14 protein-coding genes are annotated in these 12,555 nt (G+C 34.6%); 13 read left to right on the top strand and 1 reads right to left on the bottom strand.

All coding sequences use genetic code 11. The features are described 5' to 3' along the window. Positions 1 to 8: 8 nt before the first annotated feature. Positions 9 to 2,138, bottom strand: coding sequence for a P-loop NTPase family protein (locus FHS04_RS04075; RefSeq protein WP_106680455.1), 2,130 nt, complete (start codon positions 2,136 to 2,138; stop codon positions 9 to 11). 289 nt (positions 2,139 to 2,427) lie between these two features. Here FHS04_RS04075 and FHS04_RS04070 point away from each other — a divergent pair, with 289 nt between their 5' ends. The 13 genes from FHS04_RS04070 to FHS04_RS04010 all read left to right on the top strand — a co-directional run bounded on the left by FHS04_RS04070 (position 2,428) and on the right by FHS04_RS04010 (position 12,552). Next, positions 2,428 to 2,907, top strand: a complete 480-nt coding sequence (locus FHS04_RS04070; protein WP_146131316.1) for a hypothetical protein — start codon at positions 2,428 to 2,430, stop codon at positions 2,905 to 2,907. A 658-nt stretch (positions 2,908 to 3,565) separates the two neighbouring features. Beyond that, positions 3,566 to 4,174: a Mov34/MPN/PAD-1 family protein gene (locus tag FHS04_RS04065; protein ID WP_106680461.1), complete on the top strand. Its 609-nt coding sequence runs from the start codon at positions 3,566 to 3,568 to the stop codon at positions 4,172 to 4,174. A gap of 3 nt (positions 4,175 to 4,177) precedes the next feature. Continuing rightward, the gene (locus tag FHS04_RS04060; RefSeq protein ID WP_106680463.1) at positions 4,178 to 5,074 is read left to right on the top strand and encodes a ThiF family adenylyltransferase; all 897 of its coding nucleotides are present in this window, start codon (positions 4,178 to 4,180) and stop codon (positions 5,072 to 5,074) included. A 162-nt stretch (positions 5,075 to 5,236) separates the two neighbouring features. After that, entirely contained in the window at positions 5,237 to 6,679 is a 1,443-nt protein-coding gene (locus FHS04_RS04055; protein WP_106680465.1) for a type IV secretory system conjugative DNA transfer family protein, read from the top strand. Positions 6,680 to 6,690: 11 nt separating this feature from the next. After that, positions 6,691 to 6,894, top strand: a complete 204-nt coding sequence (locus tag FHS04_RS04050) for a hypothetical protein (protein ID WP_106680467.1) — start codon at positions 6,691 to 6,693, stop codon at positions 6,892 to 6,894. A gap of 39 nt (positions 6,895 to 6,933) precedes the next feature. Continuing rightward, entirely contained in the window at positions 6,934 to 7,674 is a 741-nt protein-coding gene (locus FHS04_RS04045; protein WP_146131317.1) for a hypothetical protein, read from the top strand. 11 nt (positions 7,675 to 7,685) lie between these two features. Continuing rightward, a complete protein-coding gene (locus tag FHS04_RS04040) occupies positions 7,686 to 8,078 on the top strand; it encodes a DUF2958 domain-containing protein (RefSeq protein ID WP_106680471.1) in 393 nt (130 codons plus the stop codon). Beyond that, on the top strand, positions 8,075 to 8,521 hold the full coding sequence (locus FHS04_RS04035; RefSeq protein ID WP_106680473.1) for a hypothetical protein: 447 nt from the start codon (positions 8,075 to 8,077) through the stop codon (positions 8,519 to 8,521). The genes FHS04_RS04040 and FHS04_RS04035 overlap by 4 nt, the downstream gene beginning before the upstream one ends. A gap of 2 nt (positions 8,522 to 8,523) precedes the next feature. After that, positions 8,524 to 9,120 (top strand): relaxase/mobilization nuclease domain-containing protein, encoded by a 597-nt coding sequence (locus tag FHS04_RS04030; RefSeq protein WP_106680475.1) that lies wholly within the window; start codon positions 8,524 to 8,526, stop codon positions 9,118 to 9,120. Further along, positions 9,117 to 9,425, top strand: coding sequence for a hypothetical protein (locus FHS04_RS04025; protein ID WP_106680477.1), 309 nt, complete (start codon positions 9,117 to 9,119; stop codon positions 9,423 to 9,425). Before FHS04_RS04030 ends, FHS04_RS04025 begins: the two co-directional genes overlap by 4 nt. 18 nt (positions 9,426 to 9,443) lie before the next feature. Further along, positions 9,444 to 9,902, top strand: a complete 459-nt coding sequence (locus FHS04_RS04020) for a hypothetical protein (protein WP_146131318.1) — start codon at positions 9,444 to 9,446, stop codon at positions 9,900 to 9,902. Positions 9,903 to 9,924: 22 nt separating this feature from the next. Then, entirely contained in the window at positions 9,925 to 10,437 is a 513-nt protein-coding gene (locus tag FHS04_RS04015; protein ID WP_181256144.1) for a DUF4240 domain-containing protein, read from the top strand. Positions 10,438 to 10,635: 198 nt separating this feature from the next. After that, on the top strand, positions 10,636 to 12,552 hold the full coding sequence (locus tag FHS04_RS04010) for an ATP-dependent nuclease (RefSeq protein WP_106680481.1): 1,917 nt from the start codon (positions 10,636 to 10,638) through the stop codon (positions 12,550 to 12,552). Positions 12,553 to 12,555 lie beyond the last annotated feature (3 nt).

Here is a 12,555-nt window from a genome sequence, read left to right as displayed (position 1 = left end):
TGTTTTTATTATGGTGTTTTTTTCTTATTCTCTTTTAATACTTTTTTGCAGGAGGCTAAAACTCCTTTATCTAAATTAGGAGCTTGTATTAATCTCGTAACAGCTCTAATTTTATCTGATTCAGATTTAGAAAATCGAAGAGCTGCCACAATAGCAGTTGGTGGTAATTGTATGATACTCCAATGATTTAAAATCATATTAACTATTTTAGGGTTTTCAATAAAAATATCTGCCCAATTATATCTTGAAAATCTAATTTTTGAAAACAGTAATTTATTTAAACATTTTCTAACTAGGTAATCACTTAATTCCTTAAGTTCAAAAAAATAGCTGTAATAATATTTTCCTTCTTTGCTTTCTAGAATTTTATTTATATGAGAAAATATTTCTTCGTCATCTCTGAAAACATGAATATTCCTTTTTATCATGAATTCTAATAATGAAAAAGAAAAATAGATATCTTTCTCTAAATTTTTAAATGTATCTTTTAATAATTTCTTTTTTACTATATCATCGAAAACTCCTAATTCTGGTAAAAAATATAGCATTTTCGAAATACCTGATTCAACCAAATAATCATGATTAAAAAACAAGTATAATCTATCATCTATAGGACTTTTATATGTATGAATATAACTTCTAAGGATTTTATGAATATGACTTTCCCCTTTATTTAAATCATGAAAAATCTCACTTATCTCTGTGTTTTTATTTAAAACATCTCCCATCAATAAAAAATGATCATATAAAGGAATTAGTTTGTGCTCATTATAAGTCGATGAGAGATAAAATAAAATTTTAGCTAAGCCTGGGAAAGCTTTATATAGCTCTCTAAAGTCATCTGCAATAATTTTTTCAAAAACAGTACTAGCATCAGATAAATCAATTTTAGTTGTTTCGTTTTCATTATTTAATCTAGCAATAATATAGAGGGATAAATACAATGCCATATTATTACTATTTTCTTTGCCTATTATTTCATTGCTGATATTTTTCCATTGAGGATGTTTTATTAAAATTTGAGATAATATTTCTGAGTTTTTATCATTATTTATAAAATATTTATGTTCACGGTTAATCAAATATTTATAATATGGTGTGCCTTCTATTTTATTGGTGCTAATTATTATCCTAACATTAGTGAAACTTTCTATTCTTTTAAGTAATACACACATGATTTCTAAATCAACATCAATAGCTTCAATAATTATTAAGTAATTATTTTTAAAATCAGCTTCAATAACATTTAGTCCTTCTTTTAAAAAAATTGATAACTCATTTTTGTTTAACCATAAAGTCTTAAATGTTTCGTTTTTTAATTCAAAAGATAGTCTTCTTAATAAAGTTGATTTTCCTACACCACTATCTCCATAAATTATTGCTGAGATTTTCAATACTCTAGGAGTTTTAAATGTTGTTTTTGAAATTTTTATTAAATCCTGTAATTCTCGTCTAGGAACATCAAAGCTATTAACAATCCCATACCATTGACAGTTGACATCCATATTCGATGTAAAAAAGTCGGTTATAGTGAAATTCATTTTTTTAATTCTTTGAAAAAATAAATTATAAATAAGCGTAGTTCCTTTAATAAATGGAATTTCGTTATTATCACTATCAATTCCTGTTGTAATATTCTTAACCATTGAAAATTCCCATTCGGAATTAATCTCAAAACTAAAATCATTAAATAATGGCGTTAATCCCTCTTTAACAAGTTCTAGGTCTTTGAGAAATTTATTGAACTTTTTCAAATCAGAGTCTTTGCCATTTCTAATGGTAATATGATTAAAAAAATCTCTTAAATTTTGTTCAGTATGTGTTTCAGCATATTGATACTTAGGAGATTTTTTTAAAAAGAAAAAACACAAAAAGGTATTTAATACTGTAATAGTAAATTCTACCGTTTCATGTTCTACTCGTTCAATATGTCTATTTATGTTATCCGCACTAATGCTAAAACTGCTCCTATAGGTTTTATTAAGTCTTTTTTCTCTTATTTTCTTCAACAACTGGTCAGCAGAATCTGCACAGGCTAATCCAATCTTTCCTTCCAAAGTTGGAAAAGATGGATTAACTGTTTTAAGAAATGTTGTCCTGCTCTCTACTCTAAATTTTGTATTACGTTCATTTCCCATAGCTTAAAAATAGTAAAAAAAACTACTTCCATAGCCACATCCGTCACATCCGTAATTACCTCCTGTTAAACGGATAGTATTATCACGAATCTTGTGGTATTGAAAGGCAAAAAAAACCACCTAGCGAAAGCAAGGTGGCCGCCAAAGACATCAAACCGACTTTGATATCTTGACTTATTCAATTGAGAATCCAACCTCTCAATCGAATCCATAACAATGTATCAAACATGATACAAAAGTCAAGCTCAAAGTAGGATTAAAATGAAATTCAATTTTAATACTACGAAAAATGAGAAATCTACATTCAAACAAAAGAACGACTCACAATCCTAATTCTCAAATCAGTCGTTTAGAAACCATCCACAGAATAATTAACGGGCGTACTTTTCAACCAGAATTGGTCGAGGAAAAGTTATCGAGAATCAATACCAATTACTTAACGCCATATTGTTTGATTTACTTCAAGTATCTAAATGTCAGACATCACTTTAATTGCTATAAACAAGAAGATGCCATTGAGCATTTAGAGTTGGCATGTGATTTATTGGATGACATGGATACAACTGCCTATGAGCAAGGTGTAAAAATTTGTAATGATGAGTATCATTTCACAAGAGCTTATGTAAGGTTCGTATTAAATACTCTTTACTTTGATGAATTTGAGACGCCTTGGATGCTATCAAAGGTAAGACGTATTACTGATAATGCCATAAACTACAACCCACACAATTTAAAATTTGTTTGGCTACAAAAACAACTTGTAGCCTGAAAACTAAAGGTACTTCCTGAGATGGAAACGCCTTTTTATTTCAACTATTTATTAACCCTTAAAAACCCTTAGATATGGAAAAGATATCGAAAAAAGGTGGCGAGTACATAGATGCTGGCACTTTGCATATCAGAAAATAATTTTTTGATAGCTACAGGAAGCTTAGGTGAACAAGAGTAACCTGCTTCACAGGATCAGAGGCTGTCCCATAAAGGGCAGTCTCTTTTAAAGAACATTAAAAAAACAATCCCATGAACCTTATAAAATTTCTTTTAAGGATGATACGAAAAGAGTCTTATCAGATATATACCTACAGAACCATAGACGGTATAGCGTATTTCAAGTTCAGTTACCATTGGAAAAACAACGGTTATGAGATTGATATCCATCAGCAACCTAGCTATGAAGGTAGAGCTACTGACCATCATATTTCCCATCGTCTTTCCTGTGAAAGGGATGCACCGTATAAGATATGTATCAGTAATCTTAAACTCCCCAAAACCTTAGAGGCTGCTCAGAAATTCTCAGTGGCTTTTGCTGAATATACTTGGGAATACATTAAAACAGGAGTCTCCATCGATACCCAAATTTCAATACAGGCCGAAAATCGGCAATAAGCAACTTTAAATCCATCTTAATCAAATCAAATTTTAAAATCATGAAAATTACAACATCCGCATATACAGAAATGCTTCAAACCGTAGGGTCTCGCCCTGCTGAATCTGGAGGCCTACTTTTTGGCTCTAGAAAAGACTGGGTCGTTACCCGATTTTTATATGACAAAAATGCCAAAACCACACAGAGTAGTTATAGCTTTGATGTTGGCTACCTCAATCCCATGATTGACAAACTTTCTGAAGATGGGCTCCAGCTTTTGGGCTTTTTCCATTCTCATCCCCATGGCTATAAACAATTATCACAACCTGATATCAACTACTTCAAAAAGCAATTCGGCAATATTCCCGTAGATAGGTTCTTAGTACCGCTTATGTTTCCTGCAACTGATGGTACTTATGATTTTATCCCCTATGTGTTCCATAAAGACGGGACTGTAGAACAGACCCAACTAGAGCTTCTACCTGATGATTATCATAGATACTCAATTACGGAAGCAACTGAAAACCTAGAAAAAGTAAAGACGAAAGCTATTCCTTTTATGGCCTATTATCAACTTTTATGGAGTGTATTCTTAACTGGCTTTGTGGTATTCAGTATTGCGATGCTATACCAACTTTTTGTCCATTTCTCTAATCTTTTAAATCCTTAAATCATGAATTACAGTAGAATTACAGACAGCGTTGACATTTCATTATTACAGCACACCCATATTGTGGTAGTCGGAGCTGGTGGCTCCAAACAACTTATTTTGAATCTGGCAAGAACTGGTATCGGTGCCTTGACTGTACTGGATATCGACAAAGTCGATGCTACCAATATCGTACGCCAAGGCTATGATCAAGCGGATATTGGTAAATACAAAGTAGAAGCACTTAGAGATAAGATCAAACGTATTAACCCAAACACAGCATATACAGGGATTACCAAAGACTTTCTTTCAATGACCGTCAAAGAACTGGATGCAGTTTTTAAAGATGCAGATATGTTCCTGTTCTTGACGGATGCTTTTAAAGCACAAAGCTATGGGAATATTTTAGCTCTTAAGTATCTAAAGCCTGCCTTATGGGCTGGATGGTACGCCAAGAGCAGAACTGCTGAAGTGTTTTTCCAAATACCTCAATTCACACCAGCTTGCTTTCGCTGTGCGGTTAGTAGTCGCTATCATATACAGGAAAAAGAAACCATATCTGTTAGTTCTGAGTGCAACACCATATTCCATTCAGCACTTTTAGATAGTTATATCGGCTTTCTGATATTGGGAATACTACACAAAGGTGCTTCTGACCAGACCAAGGAAAGTGCTGCTTTTTTTAAAGGATTACTCAATGATAATGGCCATTTGGATTGGAATTTCTTTCAACTCAAAGTACATCCGGATGGAGGCAATCCACTTTTTGATAAACTATTTGATTCTATGGGAAAATCCGCACATAATTTCACCTCCTGCTGGCAGCGTATCGAGCCTGAGCTTATACCCAAATACGATTATGATTGTCCAGACTGTAAGGGAGTTTTGTTAAAACTCATTAACAGCAATTCCAATGAATAAGTTCAGGACATTTATTAAAACAATAAAGGAAATCTTAATTGGACTGTGGAAATGCGCCATGTTTCTACTCTATCTATTTTCCAAAATCACAGAAGCCTTATCCAAAATATTAATAAAAATCAGCGAGAAATTTCTTCAATAACATTTTAAAAGACAACCCTTATGAAAACGATAGTAGACTTTTTGACCAATCTCTTATTAGAACTCTTTAATGGCTTAGAAAGCCTCTTTGAAACACAACCCAAACTCTTGACCGCTAAATTCGGGAAGCCCAGTGAGTTGTTGTCTAAAAGAAATAAAGGGTTATCACTTACTGGGGATAAATTTTTGAGCATTCAAAAATCAAAGGAACATGTATTGTATTTCGGCCCTACGGGCTCTGGAAAAACGACCGTTTCCTTGATTTGCTCTGCTCTTAACATTGGGGGAGCTAAAACCGATGCCTCCATGATCATCAACAATCCCTCTGGTGAAAACCAAAGATTGGAACCTTATCTGGTCTCACAAGGTTATAAAACCTATGCGTTCAATCCAAACGATAAAAAACACTCTATTTATTATAACCCTCTGGCTAGGATCAAGACACAAACTGATATCATGAAAGTGGCTACCATGTTGGTGATGAAAGGGAAAAAAAAACAGAAAGACTTTTGGCAATTAAAGTCTATTGAACTTATCAGTCTACTCATAGAATTTCTTTTGAATCATGCTCCCAAAATGTATCAAAATATTGCTAATATTTTTTACTTATTACAAAATCTTGCGGGAGAAGAAGACACTGTTAGCGGACTTTTTGCCGACAAAGCTTCAGAAAAACAATGGAAAGCTTATAAAGCCATTATTGCCAATAGTGATAATACCAAGGCAAGTATCATTTCTTCTGCAATTAGCAGCTTGTCTTTTGTTGGGAACTCTCCTGAACTATCTGATATCACTAGTGTGGATTCTTTTGATTTTTCAAGATTAAAATCGGAAAAAATCTGTCTCTTCCTTAATGTTAAAACCATGGATATGGAATTTTATAGCCCCATATTAGGACTATTTTTTGAGCAGCTTTTCTCCGAACTCTTTAACACAATTCCTCAACCTACTGATAATCCTCTATATCTGATGATTGATGAGTTAAGTTCTATTCCTATGCCTTCATTACCTGTAGTTATAGCCAATGCTAGAAAGTACTTCAGTATTCTCGGTATTCTGCAAAGTGAAAGCCAACTCTATGAAAACTATGGAGAACATGCTGCTAAAGCCATTATGAACAATGCATGCCGTGTCTATATGAGTGGACTGGATGCCGAATGTGAACGTATTTCCAATGCGCTTGGGGAATACCAATACTATCAAGACAAGGACAAAAAAGTCCTTCGTAATAGAAAACTTATGACCGCACATGAAGTCCGCACTATGCCAAAGGATCAGGTTATTATCATTCCTAATGGCGGTCTTTTACCTCTATACTGCAAGATTACTCCTTTTTATAAGAACAGGGCATACAGAAAGTATATGGCTATGGAATTACCGGATCATTACCAACGGGATTTTCAACTGGAGTATAACGTACAGTACCTGCCACTGGATGACTACCGTGAACAAACTACCAATTAAAACCTGAAAAAATGAGCAAACAAGACACTATACAGCATATTAAAGCCGCCATTCTTAGAGGCGATACATTCTATAAAAAAGTAGCTCTACCATCCCCTCAAAAATGTGGCACCTATTTTCAGCAGGTATCCTATGCACAGATAGTGGCACAGGATATTTATGAGGCGTTGTTCAACACCAAAAAGAAACTGCCTTTAGAGCCTTCAGAACACTGAATTCAAGAACAATAAGATTAACACCTAAAACAATATAATATGGACTCTTATACACGCCTTTTGAAACTAATGGCCTATTTGGCAACTAATCACTCCAATATTGATATCAATAATCTCCAGCACGGAGAGAAAGAACAGCGAGCTGTCTTGTCAGCCATCAAGGCATTTGCCAATTATGATTATGACCCTAACCACAAGTTCTTTACTACGGACATCAAAGGCGTCATGTTCGCTACCGAGACTATAGAACTCCATGAAATCACGACCATACCAGAGCTCTACCATGCTATTGATTACTTAAACCAAGCTTATGAAAAACGCTTGCAGGGCATGGAGAAAACCATCGCCTTACCAAAGCGATTCTATACAGAGCCCGAGCAGGTACAGGACATTTCCAGAGACAATATTATGAGTTTTCTGCAACAGAGCTATGGACTCCATTCCGAGAAGGAACTCTTTGAACTTAAGGACAAAAAACAGAAGGAAGCCATATATGACCTCTACCGAAATTTTACTGGCTTCATGCCACATGAAAAGACTCCCAGCAGTATCATATTTTCCATGCCACAGGAACCTGATTTAAAACTTCGCTACAGCGACTTACCTGATTTCACGAACACAAACCTCTATTCCCATATCAGGGATATGCGAAATGTAAAAAGGAACACCCAACAGATGATTCGGGAAACGACCACAGAGCGTATTGAACAAATCAAACGATTGAGCAAGGACAAGCTCAAGGAAAAGAAGAACAACCTAGAGGAAGAACAAGAACTATAAATACCACTGTTATGAAACTTATAACACCTGAAATAGAAGCACGCTTCAAGGAATTTGAAGAGGAACAGACACCTGAGAACCCCATTTTTGTAGCCAAGTTTTTCAACCCTGTCGGCTCACAGACTTGGTATGCCAGTACCTATGATCCTAAATCTAATACCTGTTATGGTTACGTTACAGGAATGGCTTATGACGAGCTCGGCTATTTTTCGATAGATGAACTGGAAGCTTTGAAATTACCTTATGGTGTTAGGATTGAGCGGGATGAATTCTTTGATGTGATGTCGCTTGATCTTTTGACATCACAAGAAACCAAAATGAAAGTAAAAATCAAAGAGAAACGTGAAGCCGAACTCCAAGAGATTAATTCAAAAAATAATCAAAACCAAGATTTAGAACGATGAACAAACCATTCCCATATACCTCACTGCACGATTATTTGGATACAGCACTATCTCATATCGATAACCCAAGCCATCAAGAAATCAAGCAAGCTAAACGTGACTACTGGAAACAGTATTACACCCATTACAGACGCCAAAAACGAATCGTCCGCAAGGAATATACCTTGGGTTTTGATACTGACAGTCTAAAACAGTTACAACAGAAAAAGGGCAACCTGTCCGTTTCCCAATTTCTCTATCAAATCGTGGAACAGACAATAGATGGTAAGCATCCAACAGTTCAGGACAAAACCTTGCTTGGAAACATAGACAGACAACTTATGCAGTTAATCAATCTCTTGGAAGACCTATTGGAATCAGAAAACACCGAATTCAATGAACAGGTGCTTGAGCAGATTGAAAATCTGGAAACGCTTTTTTCACAAACCTTTAAATCACGGTAGTTATGATTATCAAGGAAAAATCCATCAAATCATATATCGCATTGGAGAACGTGCTTCGCTATGTGTTTTCAAAGCATAACCATCAACAGCACTTTGTGTTCAAACGCTATATCAAGGGTGACCGAAACTTTGAAAAACAGTTGCAGTTGGTTCAGGATGATACCGAAGCCACTTCTATTATTATGGAAGATCGTCTTCAGGAAATGAAACGTCAGTTCCTTGTGAATGACAAACAGCGTTTGCATAAGCGTAAAGGTGAGACCAAGTTCTACCATGCCATATTAAGTTTCCACAGGTCTGATAGCCTCTCGCAAGAGCAACTCCTAAAAGTAGCCAAGAAGTATGTTAAGGAGCGTTTTCCAAACTCCATCGTGGTTGCTACCAACCATAGCGACACCAAGCATCAACACCTGCACCTTATCGGGTCAAACGTAGAGTATGGGATTCATACCACACGTTATCTGACCAAATCCCAATTTAAAGCCATCAAACAGGAAATGGAACATTGGCAGGGCAAGGAATTGGGACTTGTCCATAGCCGTGTGGATCACAGTAAAAAAAAGTCCAGTCGCTACTTAAAGAAGCGGAATACCAAATGAACCTCAAAGGACAACAAAGTAAAAAACAACAGCTCAAGCTGTATTTGGCAAAGGCGTACGGGAATGCTAAATCGGAAGAGCATTTCTTCGACTTGCTTAAGAAAGAGGGGTTAAAACTGTACTTCAGGGGACAACAGGCGGGTATTATGGAAGGTAACAGAAAATTCCGTCTCCAGACTTTGGGATATTCTTTGGAGCGGATACAGTTACTGTCATTGGACAGAAACAAACGTACACAAGAGCTCAACCGTATCCTCTCAAAGAAACTAACGGATAGGGAACAGAACAACGAATTAGAACCATAACCATTAAAAACAATCATTATGAGAGCAAGAATATCGAAAAAGAACGTCCAGTATTTTTTAAAGCAACAGTATGCTTTTGAATCCATCAACCAGTGCTTTAAACTGACCAAGTATAACGTCAAGTTAAGAACTAAGATAGTCAGTCACATCGTTCAGGAATTTACGGGCTATCAGCTAAAGTCAGGAAAACTCCTGACCTATAATCCTTATACAAGTAAATATGAAAGCCTCAACATTGAGGGCTTTGAGCATGTGGTAACTTCAGAGGAACTCTTCAAAGACCTCTCCATGCTCCACAAAACACGCATGGAAATGTTGGAGCAAAGTCGTAAGCGTATACTGGAACTCGCCAAAGAGAAGAAATATTCCAGAGACCAGGATTTGGATATCAAGGTGCAGAAGAATGATAAAAGCCAGAAGCGTTTGCAGGAACTTTATAACAAGACTCCAAGTCCGTCACAGGAACTGGAACGTTAACTATGATATACTTATAAATATGATGAGCGAACAAGATTTTTGGCATATAGTGGAAACTTCGTTGGAAAAAAATGTAACTGTTGGAAGTATTGAACAGGACGAGGCACTTATTCGGATATTGGAAACAAAATCCATTGATGAACTTGTTGGTTTTCAATTGCGTTTATTGGAACTACGCTCAGAACTTTTTTCAAAACATATTCACTTAGTAGCAGAGCAATTGGATTACACAACACACCCTGATGTTCTTAATCGTTTTAAAAACGGAATCATCGCTTCAGGAAAGGCGTTTTATTATAATGCGAAAGATGATACTGAATTTTTGAATTCACTTCTTAAAAACAACGTAGAAGCTTTAAGAAACTGCTACTATGAAGGTTTTAGTCTGGTAGCACCTGCTGCATTCCATGAGCTTACTGACTATAAAGAAAGTTGGGACAGAGCGCTCCTGAAAGCTAAAAGAGAAATGGAAATCAAACAAATGAAAGTTGAACGTGACAAAAATAGAGATATTGATAACTTTTTACCTTTCTAGATTTCGGTGTTTTAATTTGCTAATTGTAAGTAGTTTGTTTATTACAAATTAAGAATTACACAATGGAATTATATTTTCATGCCTATTGAAAATATTGAGGTTTTAATATATCTCACTATACAGATTGAATATTTATTTTATTTTTGGTATTATTGTATATGTATTTATATGTTGCAAGTCATTTAAAGCCAAACATAGATGAAAATAGAATCTATCAAAATAGAAAATTTTAGAGCTTATAAAGAAGAACTAATTAAATTTGATGATTATACCTCATTTGTTGGTCCAAATGGTGTTGGGAAGTCGACTGTTTTCCATGCTTTAAACCTATTCTTTCGGGAAAATAAAGACAGTCAAACCGATTTACTAAAACTATCTGCAAATGACTTTCACCATTCAGACACTTCAAAAGATATTAAAATTACGGTTACTTTTTCTTCTTTGTCAAAAGAAGCTAAAGATGAACTAGCCGATTACGTAAGGCAAGATAAATTAGTAGTAACAGCAATTGCGAAGTATGATACAATTCTTGAAAAAGCAGATGTAAAGCAATATGGAAACCGTCTTGGAATGGATGAATTCAGAAAATTCTTTGAAGCAGATAAGAACGGAGCAAAAGCAGCAGAATTAAAAGAAATTTTTAAATTATTTAGAGAAAAATATACTGAAATTAATTCTGCAAATTCAAAAGCCGATATGATTTCGGCTCTACATGAATATGAATCTAATAATCCTAAAAAATGTATTTTGATACCTAGCGAAGATCAATTTTATGGTGTCTCAAGAGGTATTAACAAACTCGAATCTCATATTCAATGGATTTTTGTTCCAGCTATTAAGGATGCAACTGAAGAAAGTGAGGAATCTACAAAATCTGCGCTTGGTCAACTTTTAGCTAGAACAGTTAGGTCAAAAGTTTCTTTTGATGAAAAAGTTAGAGAATTAAGAAATAATGTTCGAGAGGAATATCAAAAACTACTTGATGCAGAGCAGGAAACTTTAGATGATATTTCTAATTCGCTTCAAGACCGTTTAGCCAATTGGGCTCATCCAAATATTTCGGCTTCAATTCAATGGAAACAGCATCCAGATAAATCAATCAAAATTGAAGAGCCTCTTGCAGGATTGAGAGTTGGAGAAAGAGGTTTTGAGGGAGAGTTATCAAGATTTGGACATGGTTTACAACGTTCATATATGTTAGCCTTATTGCAAGAGCTAACGAGTTTTGAATCTGAAAATGTTCCTACTTTAATAATGGGAATTGAAGAGCCTGAATTATTTCAACATCCACCTCAAGCAAGATATTTAGCAGAAACTCTTTTTGACTTATCTCAATCAAATTCTCAAATAATAATTTGTACGCATAATCCACTATTTATACCAGGAGATAGTTTTGATAAAATAAGATTGGTATGTGAAATTGGAAAACCTAGTGAAACAAAAGTAAAAAGTTTATCCTATCAAGATTTAGCTGAACAATTACATAAAGTTGGAGAAAAACTGGTTACTGAGAATGGAATAGTTGCAAAACTATATCCATCATTAAATCCTGTTATAAACGAAATGTTTTTCTGTAAAAAATTAATTTTAGTTGAAGGACATGAAGATCTTGCTTATATAAATTCATATTTATTACTAACAAATAAGATGATTGAATTTAGACGTCATGGCTGTCACATAGTTCCTGTTGAGGGAAAAAATAAACTTATCAAACCATTAGCTATGGCTAAAATTCTCGATATTCCAACCATGGTGATTTATGATAGTGATACAGATAAAACAAGAATACATGAAATTACCCAACACAAAAAAGAAAATAAAGCTATATTAGAATTGATGAATTTGAGCTCTGAAAGCAATTGGCCCAATAATTCAATATTAAAGGAAAATTTAACTTCTTGGAAAACTAATTTAACAAATGAAATCTCGACTGAATTTGGAGAAGATTTGAAAAAATACGCAGATAAAGCAATTGCATTTTACGGTAATGCAGGCGGTTTAAAAAAGAATCCATTGGCAATTGCTAAAATGTTAGAATATGCATGGATAGATGGAAAAAAATCAAAACAACTGATCGATTTAACTGATAGAATAGTTGAATTTATCAAAAACTAAAGA

The organism is Mesoflavibacter zeaxanthinifaciens subsp. sabulilitoris (genome assembly GCF_014191595.1).
In the GTDB taxonomy this organism is placed as follows: Bacteria; Bacteroidota; Bacteroidia; order Flavobacteriales; family Flavobacteriaceae; genus Mesoflavibacter; species Mesoflavibacter zeaxanthinifaciens.
The sequence above is the reverse complement of the archived record's forward strand: the minus strand, read 5'-3'. Positions and strand labels throughout refer to the sequence as shown.